This is a genomic window from Methylobacterium sp. UNC378MF (assembly GCF_900103195.1).
Taxonomy (GTDB): domain Bacteria; phylum Pseudomonadota; class Alphaproteobacteria; order Rhizobiales; family Beijerinckiaceae; genus Methylobacterium.
In genome coordinates this window covers 72,866-89,567 of the sequence record NZ_FMWU01000015.1, presented here as the reverse complement: position 1 = coordinate 89,567, position 16,702 = coordinate 72,866, and the positions used below count along the sequence as shown (strand labels likewise).

Below are 16,702 nucleotides of genomic sequence, written 5' to 3'. Positions count from 1 at the left end.
CAGGGATTGATCGATGAACCCGAATTTTCGCAACTTTGCCTTGTGGGTCGTCATCTTCCTGCTGGTGCTGGCCCTCGTCACCCTGTTCCAGAATCCGGGGCACCGGGGCGGCGGCAGCGAGATCGCCTACAGCCAGCTCCTGAACGACGCCGATGCCGGCAAGATCCAGTCGGTGGTGATCTCCGGGCAGGACGTGTCCGGCACCTATGTCGGCGGCGGCAACTTCACCAGCTACGCGCCCAACGACCCGAGCCTGGTCTCCAAGCTCCAGGGCAAGGGGGTGCAGATCACCGCCCGTCCGCCGTCGGACAACACGCCCTGGTTCATCCAGCTTCTCGTGAGCTGGCTGCCGATCCTCGTCTTCATCGGCGCCTGGATCTTCCTCTCGCGCCAGATGCAGTCCGGCGCCGGCCGCGCCATGGGTTTCGGCAAGTCAAAGGCCAAGCTCCTGAACGAGGCCCACGGGCGCGTGTCGTTCGATGACGTCGCGGGCGTCGAGGAAGCGAAGGAGGATCTGCAGGAGATCGTCGAGTTCCTTCGCGACCCCCAGAAGTTCCAGCGGCTCGGCGGCCGGATCCCGCGCGGCGTGCTGCTCGTCGGCCCGCCCGGCACCGGTAAGACCCTGATCGCCCGGGCGGTCGCCGGTGAGGCCAACGTGCCGTTCTTCACGATCTCGGGTTCCGACTTCGTCGAGATGTTCGTGGGCGTCGGCGCCAGCCGCGTGCGCGACATGTTCGAGCAGGCCAAGAAGAACGCGCCCTGCATCATCTTCATCGACGAGATCGACGCGGTCGGCCGCCATCGCGGCGCCGGCCTCGGCGGCGGCAACGACGAGCGCGAGCAGACCCTGAACCAGCTCCTCGTGGAGATGGACGGGTTCGAGGCCAACGAGGGCGTCATCATCATCGCGGCGACCAACCGCCCCGACGTGCTCGATCCGGCGCTGCTGCGCCCGGGCCGGTTCGACCGCCAGATCATGGTGCCGAACCCGGACGTCACCGGCCGCGAGCGGATCCTGCGGGTCCACGTCCGCAAGGTGCCGCTGGCGCCCGATGTCGACCTGAAGACCATCGCGCGCGGCACCCCGGGCTTCTCGGGCGCGGACCTGATGAACCTCGTCAACGAATCGGCCCTGCTGGCGGCCCGCCGCGGCAAGCGCATCGTGACGATGCACGAGTTCGAGGACGCCAAGGACAAGGTCATGATGGGCGCCGAGCGGCGCACCCTGGTCATGACCGAGGACGAGAAGCGGCTCACCGCCTACCACGAGGGCGGCCACGCCATCGTGGCGCTGAACGTCCCGGCGACCGACCCGGTGCACAAGGCGACCATCATCCCCCGCGGCCGGGCCCTCGGCATGGTCATGCAGCTGCCCGAGCGCGACAAGCTCTCCATGAGCTTCGAGCAGATGACCTCGCGGCTGGCGATCATGATGGGCGGGCGCATCGCCGAGGAGATGATCTTCGGGCGCGAGAAGGTGACGTCGGGCGCGCAATCGGACATCGAGCAGGCGACGCGCCTTGCCAAGATGATGGTGACCCGCTGGGGCTTCAGCCCCGAGCTCGGCACCGTCGCGTACGGCGACAACAACGACGAGGTTTTCCTCGGCATGTCGATGGGCCGGCAGCAATCGGTCTCCGAATCGACGGCCCAGAAGATCGACGCCGAGGTCCGCCGCCTCGTGGAGACCGGCCTGGAGGAGGCGCGCCGCATCCTCGCCGAGCACAAGGACGACCTGGAGGCCCTGGCGCAGGGGCTCCTCGAATACGAGACCCTCTCGGGCGAGGAGATCCGCAACCTGCTCAAGGGCCAGCCCCCGATCCGCGACGGCGGTGACGTTCCGCCGACCCCGGCCCGGGGCTCCTCGGTCCCCTCGGCGGGCCGCGGCCGGCCGAAGGAGAGCGACGGCGGGCTGGAGCCGCAGCCGCAGGCCTGAGGCGACGGATAGGACGACGATCGGAAAGGGCGCCGCGAGGCGCCCTTTTTCGTGCGGGGTGCAGGCAGAGTGCGGACCGTGACTTTCCCTCCCCCGCAGAGGCGGGAGGGCACGTCGCGTCTCCGGTGACAAACCGGATCTCCTATCGGCACATCGATGCTATCAGCTTGGCCGGTGGCCTCCGCGTCGATCAGCGAAGCGGAAACACAGAACCCTCTCCCCTGCAGCGCCGCGAAATCCCCGATGTCGGTCTCGACCTATCTCGTCGTCGCCCTCGGCGCCGGCGTCGCCGGCTTCGTGCAGGGGCTGTCGGGCTTCGCTTTCGGGCTCGTGGCCCTGTCGTTCTGGGCCTGGGTGATCGATCCGAAGCTCGCCGCCATCCTCTCCGTGGCCGGCGGCCTCACCGGTCAGATCGTCGCCGCCGTCTCGGTGCGGCGCGGCTTCGACCTCGAGCGCCTCGCCCCCTTCGTGCTCGGCGGCCTTGCCGGCATCCCCCTCGGCGTCCTGCTCCTGCCCCGGCTCGACGCCGACCTGTTCAAGGCGCTGCTTGGCCTCCTGCTGATGGTCTGGTGCCCGGTGATGCTGTGCGCCAAGGATCTGCCGCGGATCACGGTGGGTGGCCGGCTCGCCGATGCCGCGGTCGGCCTTGCCGGCGGCGTGATGGGCGCTCTGGGCGGCTTCACGGGCGTGCTGCCAACCCTCTGGTGCACCCTGCGCCGCTACGAGCGCGACGTGCAGCGCACGATCATCCAGAACTTCAACCTCGCGATGCTCACCGTAACGATGATCACCTATCTCGCTTCGGGGCTCATCACGCGGCCGGTTCTGCCGATGCTGGCTGTGGTCCTGCCCGCCATGCTGATCCCCACGCTCCTCGGGACCCGGGCCTATGTGGGCGTGAGCGAGACGGCGTTCCGCAGGCTCGTGCTGAGCTTGCTCACGCTCTCAGGAATCATGCTCACGGTCTCGGCGCTGCCCAGGATCCTGTAAGCGCCGCGCCGCATTTCGAACGCCTTTGTCGCGGAGCAACCGATTCACCCTAGGGAAGCGTTCGAGTCGGACTTCTCTGGAATCTGCTAAGCTGTGTCGGGTCCACGGCCCGGCTTCGGAGACGTGATGGTGCGCAAGTATTTCGGAACCGACGGCATCCGGGGCCGGGCCAACGGGGTGATCACGCCCGAACTCGCCCTCAAGGTCGGGCAGGCCGCCGGGCTCGTGTTCCAGCGCGGCGAGCACCGCCACCGGGTGGTGATCGGCAAGGACACCCGCCTCTCCGGCTACATGATCGAGACCGCGCTCGTGGCCGGCTTCACCTCGGTGGGCATGGACGTGCTGCTGCTCGGGCCGGTGCCGACGCCGGCCGTGGCGATGCTGACCCGGTCCATGCGGGCCGATCTGGGCGTGATGATCTCGGCCTCGCACAACCCGTTCGAGGACAACGGCATCAAGCTGTTCGGACCGGACGGATTCAAGCTCAACGACGCGATCGAGCACGAGATCGAGGGGTTGATCGATGCCGACATGCACAAGCGCCTGTCCGGCTCCAACGATCTCGGCCGGGCCAAGCGCATCGAGAGCGTGCATGCCCGCTACATCGAGTTCGCCAAGCGGACCCTGCCGCGGCAGGTGACCCTGGACGGCCTGCGGGTCGTGGTCGATTGCGCCAACGGCGCGGCCTACCGGGTCGCCCCCGAGACCCTGTGGGAACTCGGCGCCGAGGTCATCGCCATCGGCACCGAGCCGGACGGGTTCAACATCAACCGGGATGTCGGCTCGACCGCGCCCGCGGCCCTGATCGACATGGTGCGCGAGCGCCGGGCCGATATCGGCATCGCGCTCGACGGCGACGCCGACCGGGTGCTGATCGTGGACGAGAAGGGCCAGGTGGTCGACGGCGACCAGCTCATGGCGGTCGTGGCGCGTTCCTGGCAGGAGGATGAGCGCCTCACGCAGCCGGGCGTGGTCGCCACGATCATGTCCAATCTCGGCCTGGAGCGCTATCTCGGCGGCCTCGGCCTCACGCTCGCCCGCACGGCAGTGGGAGACCGCTATGTCCTCGAGCACATGCGCACGCATGGCTACAACCTCGGCGGCGAGCAGTCCGGGCACATCATCATGTCGGACTACACCACCACCGGCGACGGCCTCGTGGCCGCCCTGCAGCTCCTCAGCGTGGTGCAGCGGCAGAACCGGCCCGTGAGCGAGGTCTGCCACTGCTTCGATCCGCTGCCGCAGATCCTCAAGAATGTCCGCTACCGGAGCGGCGAGCCCCTGCGTGAGGACAGCGTGGTCAGCGCCATCGAGCATGCCCGCGAGCGGCTCGGCAATGCCGGCCGCCTGGTGATCCGCCCCTCCGGTACCGAGCCGGTGATCCGCGTGATGGCCGAGGGTGACGATCGCGGCCTCGTCAATGACGTGGTCGATGAGGTGGTCGACGCGGTCACCCGCGCGGCCGCCTGAGCGGTCATCCGTCCGTGTAGGCGGCGCGCAGCTCCGCGGGTGCGGTCATCCGCCAAGCCCCCAGCAGCGCCGTCCGCAGGATCTCCTCCTCGCAGAGGTCGAGGTCGAGATTGGTCCAGCCCCGCCGCCCCCAGGCGCCGTCCAGGGGCGTGAACAGGTCCGGCTCCGCCTCGCACAGGGCGGCCTGATCCTCGGGCGCGAGGCGCAGCACCACCCGCGCCTCCTCGATCCAGAGGGTCGCGAAAACCCGGCCGCCGACCCGGAAATCCGGGTTGCCGCTATGGGCGCCCGCCACCGTCTCCGGCAGCATCAGCGCCAGGATGCGCACGTCCTCGGGCCCCATGCGGATGTCAGCCCCTGCGAGGCCCGGGCACCCGGGCGGCGACGATCGGGTCGCACATGCGCGTTTGCTACGACAGATAAACTCATCCGACTTGGTGACGCGATGCGGCAGAGACAAGCAAGTCCCGCCCGGATAACCGTTTCGACACGTCCGCAACGGATGCACAAGGCTAACATTTAACGTTAAGCCAGATTTAAGACGTTGCTTCCATCCTTCGCTCCGTACCCCGGGACCGCGCGCCGCGCGTCCGGCTCACGAGTCCAGTGAAGGAATCTCCATGGCCCGCTCCAAGCTGAACGCTTTGGTGCGCAGCCTGACGCTCGCGGCGAGCGTCGGCACGCCCTGCCTCGCCGCGGCCGCGGATCTGCTGCTTCCGCCGCCGCCCCCGCCGCCGCCCCCGCCGATCGAGGTCGGCGGCGGCTGGTACCTGCGCGGCGACGTGGGCGCGAGCATCTACACCCGTCCGCGCTACAGCGACGCCTACGACTATACCGGCTACGCCGAGTCCAACCGTGCCTTCGGCAACGCGATCGGCGGCGGCGGTTTCGCGGGCGTCGGCGTCGGCTACCAGTTCACCCCGTTCCTGCGCGGCGACATCACCGGTGAGTACCGCTACTCCACCGGTCTGCGCGGCAGCGAGTACTACAAGGGTCCGGATTTCGATAACGGGCTCGGCTCGTACGGCGTGAACAAGTCGAGCGGAAGCTTCGACTCGGCGGTGGTGCTCGCCAACGCCTATTTCGACCTCGGCACGTGGTACGGCATCACGCCGTTCATCGGCGGCGGCGTCGGCTACGCGTTCAACCACGTCTCGAGCTACTCGACGAACCAGCAGTTCACCAGCCCGACCTACGCGTACGATTACACCAATGCCGGCTGCGGCTGCATCCCGTACGCCCCGGTCTACGACCCGAACGGCAACGCGGTGTACAACACCAACAGCGGCAGCAAGTTCTACAAGGACAAGACGAGCGGCAGCCTCGCCTGGGCGCTCCACGCCGGTCTCGCCTACAACGTGACCGACGCGCTGAAGATCGAACTGGCCTACCGCTACCTGAACCTCGGCAAGGCTGAGACGGGACCGGGCTTCGTGCCGTGCTGCACCGGCAGCCTGCAGGCGATCAAGATCAAGGATATCGAGGCGCACGACGTGAAGATCGGCCTGCGCTACTACCTCGGCGGCTTCGTGGCGGCCCCGCTGCCGCCGCTGATGCCGGAGCCGATCCCCGGCCCGCTGGTGCGCAAGTACTGATCGCACCTCCAACGCGATCCCACCGGTAGACGATGACGGCGCGGAGGCTCTCCGCGCCGTCTCGCGTTTCTGCGGCCCAGGGTGCTCGATCCGGTTCTTGCCCGGCCCAATAGTCCGCAAGACACGCCGGGATTGAAAGACCCGGATCGGGATCCAGTCATCACGGCCGAGCAACGGAGAATTAAGGTTACCGGCTTATCACCGTGTCGAGGCGCGATCCGCCGTCCGTCTCTTTCGGTCCCAGGACGATCCCGATGCGTACCGTCACCTTCCCGCTGCTGGCGGTTCTCGGTCTCTGCGGCGTGAACACCGCGCGCGCCGCCGATCTGGACTACGATTACCTGCGCGGCGCGGATTACGACCCGGTCCCGGCTCCGGTGGTCGACTGGAGCGGCGTGTATCTGGGCGGCCACGGCGGCTTCACGTCGGGCGGCCTGTCGCAGCGCGACGCGATGCAGTCTACGTTGGCGAATTACTTCAGCAACCGCGACATCGAGAGCGAGTTCAGCGTCTCGAAATACCTATCGCTCCCCGGCACGCGGACCCACGGGGCCAGCTTCGGCGCTTTCGCCGGGTACAATGTGCAGTTCGACGACATCGTCCTCGGTATCGAGGCCGACTACACGCACACGGATCAGAACAGCTGGTCGACCAACCGTATCGGCCGCATCATGACGACCTCCGGCGGGGTTTCCGAGGACGTGAATCTGTCCGGGACCTCGAACACGCGGATCGAGGATTACGGCACCATCCGGGGCCGGGCCGGCTACGCGTTCGGCAACCTGCTCCCGTACGTCACTGCCGGTGCCGCGATCGGCCGCGTCACCATCAACGACACCGTGGCGGTCCAGAATTACGGCTACAGCGCCACCACCTACGCGGCGAACCAGGCCCTGACCACCGGGCAGCCCGCGGCCGTCTACCACCACGGCTACGCGAGCTTCAATCCGAACTTCCCGCTCAACAACTCGACGCCGGCGGGACAAGGCGCTCAGACCGTCCCGCTCGGGCCGACGACGCTGACGGCAAATGCCCGGACTAAGACCATCGGAGGCGTCGCCCTCGGCTTCGGCTTGGAATACGCCATCACGCCCAACATCCTGGTGCGCGGCGAGTACCAGTACGTGCGGTTCCAGGACTTCAACGGTCACAAGGCCGAGCTGAACACCGTCCGGGGCGGCGCGGCCGTGAAGTTCTGATCCTTCCTCCCGCGCCGGCCGGATCCTGACCATGATTGTCCGTTCCATGAGACTGTGGCCCCGGGCGTCGCGCGCCGCGCTGCTCGTCGGTCTCGTGCTCGTCCACGGGCCGGCCTCCGCGGAGCGCCGCGGGGCTCATCACCCGTCCCGCCGGATCGTGCGGGTGCGGCCGGTGCCGGACGTCCCCCCGCCCATGCTGGTGCAGGGCTACCTGCCGCGCAACCACAACGTCCCGATGTACAACGAGCCGCCCCGCCGCGCGCCTGCCTGGTGAGGGCCCCGCTCCGTCCTCAGCTCTCCAGCTCGCTGTCCCAGTACAGGTAGTCGAGCCAGGTGTGGTGGTACTGCCGGTGGTCGAACTCGGGCTGCCGGTGGTGCAGCTCGTAGCGCGTCGGCCGGCGGGGCTCGGTCATCAGCGGCATGTCCGCCTCGTCCGGCGTGCGGTTGGCCTTGCGCAGGTTGCAGGGCGAGCAGGCCGCCACGACGTTCTCCCAGCTCGACAGGCCGCCCCGGGAGCGCGGCACCACGTGGTCGAAGGTCAGGCCGCCCGAGGGCAGCCGCAGGCCGCAATACTGGCAGCTGAAACCGTCGCGCAGGTAGATGTTGTAGCGGGTGAAGGCCGGGCTGCGGGCCAGCGCCACGTAGTTCTTCAGCGCCACCACGCTCGGCACCCGCAGGGACCGGGAAGGCGAGCGCGCCTCCACGTCGTAGCTCGCCACCAGGGTGACGCGGTCGAGGAACAGGGCCGTGAAGGCGTCCTTCCACGACCAGAGGGAGAGCGGATTATACGAGAGCGGCCGATAATCCGCGTTGAGGACGAGGGTTTGGAGATCCATCATCGGCGCGACTCTTCGGACTAGCTCTGGCGCGGATAACGCGCGGGACCATGCCGCCGCCCCGCCGGCCCGTCCGAGCCGGCCCAGGGCCGATGCAGGACGAGCCGGCGCGCGGAGCGACGGCTTGACGGGAGAGGCGGAGGGAACAACAGGGCGGCGGGCCGGCGCGCGGGGGCGCCGGTCGATGCGGTAGCATCCGGAACGCGGCCGGGCCGGGCCGGTATCGCCACCGGCCGCGCCCTTTCGCGTAGCAACGAAAAGGCCCTGTCCATCAGGTCTTCATCTAATCCCAGCGTGACACCCTTGTGAAGCTTTTCCGGCTGAGCCCCGAGGACGCACCCACAGCAGGCTGACAGGCGCCGGATCCGGCCCGGGGTGGGCAGGGGCACGGTTTCGCCCTATTGCTCGCCCAGAGCGCCCGGCCGCCAGGAGGCCCGCCCGGTCCCCGATCGCCGCCGATTCGCCGATGCCGGACTCCGGCCGGCCGCCGCGCGCCCGACGAGAGGTTGCTCATGCATCGTATCCCAGCGCGGACCCGGAAGCCGAAGGGCGCCCCGCGCCCGTCCCCCGTGCTCGTCCTGCTCGCCGCGCTGGTATTCGGATCCCCGGCGGCCCTGACCCTGCCGGCCTTCGCCCAGGATCCTGCGCCCGCCGGCAAGCCCGCGGACAGCAAGCCCGTGCCGGAGGCCAAGTCCTCGGACGGGAAGGCGTCCGAGACGAAACCCTCCGACGCCAAGGCCACCCCGCCGGCCGCCAGGGCCGAGGTACCCGAGCAGTTCAAGAAGGTCCGGGCCAAGCTCGATGCCGCCAAGGCCGAGCTGGATGCCCGCGAGAAGCAGCTCGGGCACACGGACCTGACGGTGGCCGACCTCACCGCCATCCGCGACAGCGCCGTCACGGTCACCGACGAGATCCGCACCCTCGTCACGCGGCTCGATGCGCCGCTGGAAGCCGCGCGCGAGCGCCTGGCCCAGCTCGGCCCGAAGCCGAAGGACACCCAGGAAAGCGCCGACGTCGCCGCGGAGCGCGGCGAGCGCGAGGCCGCCGTCACCCGCATCGACGAGACCCAGCGCCTCGCCCGCGCCCTGGTGGTGCAGGGCGATCAGATCGTCGACCGGGTCTCGAATCGCCGCCGCGAATCCTTCACCCGTGACCTGCTCCAGCGCTCCCAACCCCTGGTCGGCCCTGGCCTCTGGACCAAGGTGATGGGCGACGTACCCCGCGACACGCGCGCCCTGCAGAGCGCCGTGTCGGATATCGGGCTGCTGTTCTCCCGCAACGGCAACATCGCCAACCTGCTGTTCCTGGGGCTCGCCTTCGGCATCTCGATCGCGCTGTATTTCGGCCGGCGCAACATCGCCCCCAAGGGCGCCCGCCGGGACCCCGCCAAGGCCGATCCGTCGCGGCGCGCCGTGATGCTCGCCGCCTGGCGGGTGATCCTGCTCGGCACGGTGCCGGCCGTGGCCGGGTCCTACGCCGTCTACTACGCCCTCGATTCCACCAACCTGTTGCCGTCCCGGCTCCTGCCGGTGGCCGCCGCGATCCTCGGGGGCCTCGCCTTCATCGCCTTCGTGGAGGCCCTCTGCGACGGGCTGCTCAGCCCCGAGAAGCCGGCGTGGCGGCCCGCCCCGGTGAGCGATGCCGCGGCCACGCGCCTGACCCGCCTCGCGGTCGGCATCGCCACGGTGATCACCGTGGTGAAGTCCGTGGAGGCCCTGAATTCCGGGATTTCGGCGGCCCTGCCGATCTCCATCGCCACGCGGGGCATCGGCGCCGTGGCCACCGCGCTGATCCTGGCCGTCGGCCTCCACCGGTTCGCCGACACCGAGCAGGAGGAGGAGGCCTGCTTCGGCCCCTACGTGCCGACCAAGACCACGACGGGCATCGGCGGGCCGGCGCGGCTGCTCGGCTGGGCCGCGGTGGCGCTGATCGGCCTTGGTGCGCTGGTGGGCTACGTCGCCTTCGCGGCCTTCCTGATCGACCAGCTGATCTGGGACGCGGCCGTCCTCGTGCTGCTCTACCTGCTGGTCCAGAGCGTCGACATCTTCGTCGGCCGCGCGCTCAGCGACGAGACGCGGCTCGCCACCACGCTCCAGGCCAATACCGGCCTGCGGAAGCGCTCGCTCAACCAGATCTCGGTCCTGACCACCGGCGCGACCCGGCTCGTCCTGTTCCTGGCGGCCGCGGTCCTCGTGCTGGCGCCCTGGGGGCTTGATTCCACCGACATCGTCTCGTCGGTCCGGCAGGCCTTCTTCGGCTTCAAGGTCGGCGACGTCACGATCTCGCTCTCGAGCATCGCCTTCGGGATCGGCATCTTGGTGGTCGGCGTGTTCATCACCCGCGGGGTGCAGCGCTGGCTGGAGAACACCTACCTGCCGGCCACCGACCTCGACGCGGGCCTGCGCAACTCGATCACCACGGTGGCGGGCTATTGCGGCTTCCTGATCGCGCTGGCGCTCGCCTTCTCGTATCTCGGCCTGAGCCTGGAGAAGCTCACCATCGTGGCCGGCGCCCTGTCGGTCGGTATCGGTTTCGGCCTGCAGTCGATCGTCAACAACTTCGTCTCCGGCCTGCTCCTCCTGTGGGAGCGCCCGATCCGGGTCGGCGACCAGGTGGTGATCGGCGATTCCGAGGGCATCGTGAAGCGGATCTCGGTCCGCTCCACCGAGATCCAGACCTTCGACCGCTCGGCCGTGATCGTGCCGAACTCGAACCTGATCTCCGGGGTGGTCAAGAACCGGGTTCGGGGTGACCGGACCGGGCGCGTCAGCATCACGGTCAGCGTCCTGCGCAATCAGGACCCGGTGCGGGCCGCCGAGATCATCACGGCCTGCGCGCAAAGCCATTCCGACATCCTGAAGGAGCCGCCGCCCCGGGTGGTGTTCAAGAAGATCGGCGACCCGTTCCTGGAATTCGAGCTGCTCGTCGGGATCGTGGATGTGAGCCTCGGCCAGAAGGTGGTGACCGACCTGAACTTCTCCGTGTTCGCGACTCTCTCGGAGGCGGGCTTCATCCCGCCGCTGGGGCCCGGCTCCAGCATCGTCACCGTGCAGGGGCTCGATACGATGCAGAGTGCCATGGGCGAGATCGCCAGCCGCCTCATCCAGCCGGCCTCCGTGCCCGAGGGCGGCGACTCAGCCCGGCTCCAGCGCGACCGCGGCCTGCGGAGCGCGGGTGGCTAACCGGCCGCCGAGGGCGATCCGGACGGCGTTCCCGCCGGCGTCCTTGGCGGCGTAGAGCGCTCCGTCCGCCCGGCCGAACAGCCGGGCGCGGCCGCCGCACGTGGGGTTCCCCACGGCGATCCCGACGGAGGCACCGATCCGCAGCCCCTGGCCGCGATACGGGATCGGCCGGTTCAAGGCGGCGATGATGCGCCGGCCGCGCTCCACCAGCGCGAACGGGTCGACGGGGCCTCGCAGGAGCACAGCGAATTCGTCGCCGCCGATGCGGGCCACGAGTGCCGCGTCCCGGCAGACGGCGGCCAGCCGTGCGGCCGAGCGCCGGAGGCACAGGTCGCCGGCCGCGTGGCCGTGGACGTCGTTGACCGGCTTGAACCCGTCGAGGTCGATCAGCAGCAGGGCGCCGAGGGGATCTGGACCGGAGCCGGCCGTCCTGGCCGCGAACTGGGCCTCGAACTGGGCCTCGAAGCCGCGGCGGTTCGCCAGCCCGGTGAGCGGGTCGCGCTCGGCACGCCGGCTCAGCTCGGCCAGCCGGGCGATCTCCTCGGTGATGTCCTGCTTGGTTCCGAAGAGGCGGATGGGGCGCCCGTCCGCGGTCTCGACCGAGGCGCGGATCCGGATCCAGCGCGGCCGGCCTCCCGCATGGACTTCGGCATCGAGCACGAAGGCGCCGCTCCGGGTGATCGCCCGGTGCCGAAGCCTCTCCAGCAGGCGCCGCGAGGCAGGCTCGTAGAGTTCCAGGATCCGGGGCCGGTGCAGGGTCGTGCCCCGGGGGACACCGAACAAGTCGTGGACGCTCCCGGACCAGTCGAGGGCGCCGGCGCGCAGGCAGCAGGACCACAGGCCCATCCCGGCGGCCGCCAGGGCACGCTGCTGCTGCACCAGCAGTCCGGCCTGCCGGCGGATGATCGCCTGATGCAGGGCGAACGCGGCCGCGGCCCCGGAGGCCTCCTCGTCCGCAGCCGACGGGTCGGAGAGCCCGCCGACGGATCGGTCGCGGGGCGAATCCACCAGGGCCAGGGCGCGCTCGGTCGTCATCGGTGTGCTGTTTTAGACCGAGGACCTTTGAGGAAGCCCTAATCGTCCGATGCATGGCGGCGTGGCAGGACCTATATGCCGCCTGGGCGGCAGGGCCGTCGCAGGGATGGGAAAGTCGTGACGAGACGCGATCGGGACGGTCGACATGCGGGGCGGGGGCTCGGCCGGATCAGGACGGGGATCAGGACCCGGATGGTCGGCCCGGCCACGCTGGCGGCGGCGCTGCTCGGCGGCTGCGCCGCCCAGGCGCCGAGCAGCACGGCGCTGCCGAGCATCTACCTGCCGCTCGCCAGCAACAGCGCGCATATCGACGTCGAGGCGGCGCGCGACATGATCTCGTCCTATCGGCGCAACCGCGGCGCGCCGCCGCTGACGGTCGATCCCGAATTGCAGCGCCTCGCCGAGGCCGAGGCGGCCGCCATGGCGCTCGCCGATCGGCCGAGCCGGGCCCAGACCGTTAAGGCTGCCGTCGAGCGGCTGGGCTACGCGAACGTCAACGCCAACCTCTCGGCGGGCTACCACACCCTCGCCGAGGCCTTCTCGGGCTGGCGTGAGAGCCCGCCTCACGACGCCACCATGCTGGCGCCCGGGGCGACCCGGATGGGAATCGCAACCGCCTTCGCGCCGGGCTCGAAGTACAAGGTGTACTGGGCGCTGCTCACGGCGAAGTAGCGGCGCTTCCGCGCCCGACGATCGCGCGGGGGAGGTGATCCGCGCCGTCGGGCGACGCCGTCAGTGGGACCCATCCGGCAGCCGCGGCGCGCTTACGGAAGCCCCTTCACGTTCGGCACCGGGGGGGCCTCCTTGAGCAGCGTCACCGTCACGCGCCGGTTGGCCGGCATGTAGGGGTCGTCGGGGAACATCGGCTCGGTGTCGGCCTTGCCGGCGACGGTGGCGAACCGGTCGTCCGGAACGCCGGCGCCGGCCAGGATGTCCCGGACGCTGACCGCGCGGCCGGCCGACAATTCCCAGGGCGGCGCGGCGGGACGCCGGCCGGGCCGGTCCGTGGCGGTGTAGCCCGTGACTGCGATGCGGTTCGGCATCTGGCGGAGCGCCGGGCCGAGCTTCTCCAGCAGGCTCCGGGTGCGCTCGTTGGGCCGGGTCGAGCCCTCCGGGAACATCGAGCGCCCGTCCTGATCGACGATCGACACGTCGAGGCCCTGCTCGGTCCGGGCGATCACGACGTTCTTCGAGAGCTCGGCGAAATCCGGCAGGCTCTGCAGAGCCTGCCGCAGGGAGGCGGCCGCCAGGCCGAAATTCTCCGGCTCGCCGGTGTCGGTCAGGCCGAACTCGCTGCTCTTGTTGAGCCGCGACGGGGTCGTGCGGTCGGTGGCCTGGTCGGCCGGGACGTCGCGCAGGTACTTCACGTGGTCGGCGGCCGGCAGGCCCTCGGACTCGATGATGCCGGCGAATTTCGATTCCTTGTTGACGCCGAAGGCGTCGCGCATCGACCCCGCAACCATCTGCATCTTCTTCTGGTCCTGCGTGGAATACGCCGCGACCATCACGAAGAAGCTCATCAGCAGCGCCATCAGGTCGGCGAAGGTGACGAACCAGCCGTGACCGCCATGCGCGCCGCCGCGCTTCTTCCTGGCCATGTTACGCGGCCTGCTCCATCAGCGCTTCGCGATGGTTGTGCGGCAGGTAGGCGACGAGCATCTCGCGCACGAGGGTCGGGCTCTTCTGGTCGCGGATCATCAGGATGCCGTCGATGATCAGCGAGCGCGAGACATCCTCCTCCTCGAGCTTGACGTGCAGCTTGTCGGCGAGCGGCAGGGTGATCAGGTTGGCGATCACGGCGCCGTAGAGGGTGGCGAGCAGCGCGGTCGCCATGGCGGGCCCGAGCTTCGAGGGGTCGGACATGTTGGCGAACATCGCCACCATGCCGAGGATCGTCCCGATCATGCCCCAGGCCGGGGCGCAGTCGCCGTAGGCCCGGTAGACCTTCGAGCCTTCGTCGAGATGCATCAGGAAGTTGTCGCGGTCCCGCTCCATCGTGTCGCGGATGAACTCGCGGTCGTAACCGTCGGCGATGTAGCGGGCGCCCTGCGCCAGGAAGGGGTCGGAGATCTCCATGTTCTCCAGCGCCATCGGGCCGGACTTGCGCACCACGTCGGCGATCTTGGTGATCTCCTCGATCAGCTCCTGCGGCTTCACCGAGCGCATCATGAAGGCGTAGCGCAGGCCCATGGGCAGGCCGTGCACGATCACCGAGAAGGGGAAGCGGATCATCGTGGCCGCGGTTGCGCCGCCGAAGACCACCACCACCGCGTGTTCCGACGCGTAGGCGCCGAAATGCCCACCATCGAGCATGATCAGCCCGACCACGACGCCGAGGCCCGATAGCAGGCCGAGTGCGGTTGCGAGATCCATGAGGCGGGTGCCCGATGCCGAAGCGTTAGGAAAACCGGAAGCCGGGGCCGAAAAGGGCCGGGCAGCCTACAGAATTAGGAAATCTTGCTGAACGAACCGTAAAGACAGCCGTTTCGACCCTGTATCGGTCTGTCATCGCCCGTTCAGGCGGGCGCTGGCATACCCGTTTCCCAAGAGGGGTTTGACCCGGATCCGGCGCGGATGTCGGTCGGCGAGCCTCCTCAGAGACGGCGTGAGACCCGGGTCACACGGGCCAGGCCAGGGGTGGCGGAGCGGTACGATGGTTCGTCTGTACGGGCGGGTCCTGGGTTTCCTGAAGGCGGAGCGGCGGCTGGCCATAGGCTTGGCCGCGACCAACGTCGTCCTGGCGATCGCGGCTTTCGCCGAACCCCTGCTGATGGGCCGGATCATCGACCAGCTGACCCATCTCAAGCGCGGCGGCGACGCCATGGGCACCATGCTGCCCCTGCTCGCCGCCTGGGTGGCGTTCGGCTTCTTCACCATCGCGGCGGGCGTGTTCATCGCGCTCCACGCCGACCGGCTCGCGCACCGCAACCGCCTGTCGTCGATGGCGAGCTACTTCGAGCACGTCCTCGACCTGCCGCTCGCCTTCCACTCGGCCAACCATTCCGGCCGCGTCCTGAAGGCGATGCTGGAGGGCACGAACGGCATGGCGTGGCTGTGGCTCGGCTTCTTCCGCGACCACCTCGTCGCCCTGGTGTCGCTGGGCGTGCTCCTGCCGATGACGCTGTTCATCAACTGGCAGCTCGGTTCGATCCTGGTGGTGCTGGTGCTGGCCTTCACGGCGCTCACCACCTTCGTGATGCGCCGGACCGAGACGCTGCAGGGTCAGGTCGAGGCGTTCAACTCGGGGCTTGCCGCCCACGCGTCGGACGCGCTCGGCAACGTCGCGGTGATTCAGTCCTTCACCCGCGCCAAGGCCGAAAAGGAGGCGATGCGCGGCATCATCACCAACCTGCTCGCCGCGCAGATCCCGGTCCTGTCCTGGTGGGCGCTCGCCAACGTGGCGACCCGCGCCTCCGCCACCATCACCATGACGGCGATCTTCGTCACCGGCATCTGGCTCTATCAGGCCGGCACCACCACGGTGGGCGAGGTCGTGGCCTTCATGAGCCTCGCCACCGCCTTCGTGGCCCGACTCGATCACGTGGTCGGCTTCGTCAACGGCCTGTTCCAGCAGGCGCCGAAGATCGCCGAGTTCTTCGAGATCTACGACACCGTCCCGGCGGTGGCCGACCGGCCGCACGCCCGGCAGGTCGCGCGCTTCGAGGGTGCGGTCACCTTCGAGGATGTCGCCTTCTCGTACGATGGAAGGCGCCAGGCCCTCGACGGCGTCTCGTTCACGGCGCGGCCGGGCGAGACGATCGCGCTGGTGGGCACGACCGGCTCGGGCAAGTCGACGACGCTCGGCCTCCTGCACCGCAGCTTCGACCCGGCCTCCGGTTCGATCCGCATCGACGGGATGGACATCCGCGACGTCGGCCTCTCGAGCCTGCGCCACAACATCGGCGTGGTGTTCCAGGAGCCGATGCTGTTCGCCCGCTCGATCCGCGAGAACCTGCAGGTCGGCTGCCCCGACGCCACGGACGCCGAGATGCTCGACGCCCTGGAGCGGGCCCAGGCCAGCACCTTCATGGCGCGCCAGCCTGCCGGTCTCGACACGGTGATCGGCGAGCGCGGCCGTTCGCTCTCGGGCGGCGAGCGCCAGCGGCTCTCGATCGCCCGGGCGCTCCTGAAGAACCCGCCGATCCTGATCCTCGACGAGGCGACTTCGGCGCTGGACGCCGCCACCGAGCGCAAGCTCCAGGGCGCGCTGGAGACCGTAATGGAGGGGCGGACCACCTTCGTGATCGCCCACCGGCTGGCGACGATCCGCGACGCCGATCGCATCCTCGTGTTCCACGAGGGCCGGATCGTCGAGGCCGGGACCTTCGACCAGCTGGTCGCGCAGGATGGCCGCTTCGCCGAACTCGCCCGGGCGCAGTTCATGGCGGCCCAGGCCGATGAGGAGGAGGGGTTGGCGCTGGCGGCGTGAGCCCGCTGTTCCGGAGACTCGGTTCGGAAC

At 69.4% G+C, this 16,702-nt stretch carries 14 protein-coding genes; 9 read left to right on the top strand and 5 right to left on the bottom strand.

What is annotated here, in order from left to right:
* Window positions 1–13: 13 nt before the first annotated feature.
* From ftsH to glmM, 3 genes are all read left to right on the top strand, one after another.
* Window positions 14–1,936 (top strand): ATP-dependent zinc metalloprotease FtsH, encoded by a 1,923-nt coding sequence (gene ftsH, locus BLT59_RS16865; protein ID WP_012321255.1) that lies wholly within the window; start codon window positions 14–16, stop codon window positions 1,934–1,936.
* Between the two features lie 243 nt (window positions 1,937–2,179).
* Window positions 2,180–2,926, top strand: a complete 747-nt coding sequence (locus tag BLT59_RS16860) for a sulfite exporter TauE/SafE family protein (RefSeq protein ID WP_091782553.1) — start codon at window positions 2,180–2,182, stop codon at window positions 2,924–2,926.
* Window positions 2,927–3,055: 129 nt separating this feature from the next.
* Window positions 3,056–4,396 (top strand): phosphoglucosamine mutase, encoded by a 1,341-nt coding sequence (gene glmM / locus BLT59_RS16855; protein ID WP_091782804.1) that lies wholly within the window; start codon window positions 3,056–3,058, stop codon window positions 4,394–4,396.
* 4 nt (window positions 4,397–4,400) lie between these two features.
* Here the strand turns inward: glmM and BLT59_RS16850 are convergent, their stop codons facing one another.
* On the bottom strand, window positions 4,401–4,739 hold the full coding sequence (locus tag BLT59_RS16850) for an MmcQ/YjbR family DNA-binding protein (protein ID WP_091782550.1): 339 nt from the start codon (window positions 4,737–4,739) through the stop codon (window positions 4,401–4,403).
* A 277-nt stretch (window positions 4,740–5,016) separates the two neighbouring features.
* Here BLT59_RS16850 and BLT59_RS16845 point away from each other — a divergent pair, with 277 nt between their 5' ends.
* The 3 genes from BLT59_RS16845 to BLT59_RS16835 all read left to right on the top strand — a co-directional run bounded on the left by BLT59_RS16845 (window position 5,017) and on the right by BLT59_RS16835 (window position 7,464).
* Complete coding sequence (locus BLT59_RS16845) at window positions 5,017–5,991, top strand: outer membrane protein (RefSeq protein WP_091782547.1); 975 nt, start codon at window positions 5,017–5,019, stop codon at window positions 5,989–5,991.
* Window positions 5,992–6,245: 254 nt separating this feature from the next.
* Window positions 6,246–7,190: an outer membrane protein gene (locus BLT59_RS16840; protein ID WP_091782544.1), complete on the top strand. Its 945-nt coding sequence runs from the start codon at window positions 6,246–6,248 to the stop codon at window positions 7,188–7,190.
* Between the two features lie 46 nt (window positions 7,191–7,236).
* The gene (locus BLT59_RS16835; protein WP_175544039.1) at window positions 7,237–7,464 is read left to right on the top strand and encodes a hypothetical protein; all 228 of its coding nucleotides are present in this window, start codon (window positions 7,237–7,239) and stop codon (window positions 7,462–7,464) included.
* A 16-nt stretch (window positions 7,465–7,480) separates the two neighbouring features.
* Here the strand turns inward: BLT59_RS16835 and BLT59_RS16830 are convergent, their stop codons facing one another.
* Window positions 7,481–8,029 (bottom strand): HNH endonuclease, encoded by a 549-nt coding sequence (locus tag BLT59_RS16830; protein ID WP_091782538.1) that lies wholly within the window; start codon window positions 8,027–8,029, stop codon window positions 7,481–7,483.
* A gap of 509 nt (window positions 8,030–8,538) precedes the next feature.
* Here BLT59_RS16830 and BLT59_RS16825 point away from each other — a divergent pair.
* Entirely contained in the window at window positions 8,539–11,208 is a 2,670-nt protein-coding gene (locus tag BLT59_RS16825; protein WP_091782535.1) for a DUF3772 domain-containing protein, read from the top strand.
* On the opposite strand, the gene BLT59_RS16820 is transcribed toward BLT59_RS16825, so the two are convergent.
* On the bottom strand, window positions 11,161–12,243 hold the full coding sequence (locus BLT59_RS16820) for a GGDEF domain-containing protein (protein ID WP_091782532.1): 1,083 nt from the start codon (window positions 12,241–12,243) through the stop codon (window positions 11,161–11,163). The genes BLT59_RS16825 and BLT59_RS16820 overlap by 48 nt on opposite strands.
* Before the next feature lie 192 nt (window positions 12,244–12,435).
* Between BLT59_RS16820 and BLT59_RS16815 the strand changes: the two genes are divergently transcribed.
* Window positions 12,436–12,915 carry a CAP domain-containing protein gene (locus BLT59_RS16815; protein ID WP_091782529.1) on the top strand — a complete coding sequence of 160 codons (480 nt, stop codon included), beginning with the start codon at window positions 12,436–12,438 and terminating at the stop codon, window positions 12,913–12,915.
* 92 nt (window positions 12,916–13,007) lie between these two features.
* Here BLT59_RS16815 and BLT59_RS16810 read toward each other — a convergent pair whose 3' ends face one another.
* Window positions 13,008–13,841, bottom strand: coding sequence for an OmpA/MotB family protein (locus BLT59_RS16810; RefSeq protein WP_091782526.1), 834 nt, complete (start codon window positions 13,839–13,841; stop codon window positions 13,008–13,010).
* Between the two features lies 1 nt (window position 13,842).
* Entirely contained in the window at window positions 13,843–14,616 is a 774-nt protein-coding gene (locus BLT59_RS16805; protein WP_091782523.1) for a motility protein A, read from the bottom strand.
* Between the two features lie 280 nt (window positions 14,617–14,896).
* Between BLT59_RS16805 and BLT59_RS16800 the strand changes: the two genes are divergently transcribed.
* A complete protein-coding gene (locus BLT59_RS16800) occupies window positions 14,897–16,672 on the top strand; it encodes a glucan ABC transporter ATP-binding protein/ permease (RefSeq protein WP_091782520.1) in 1,776 nt (591 codons plus the stop codon).
* Window positions 16,673–16,702 lie beyond the last annotated feature (30 nt).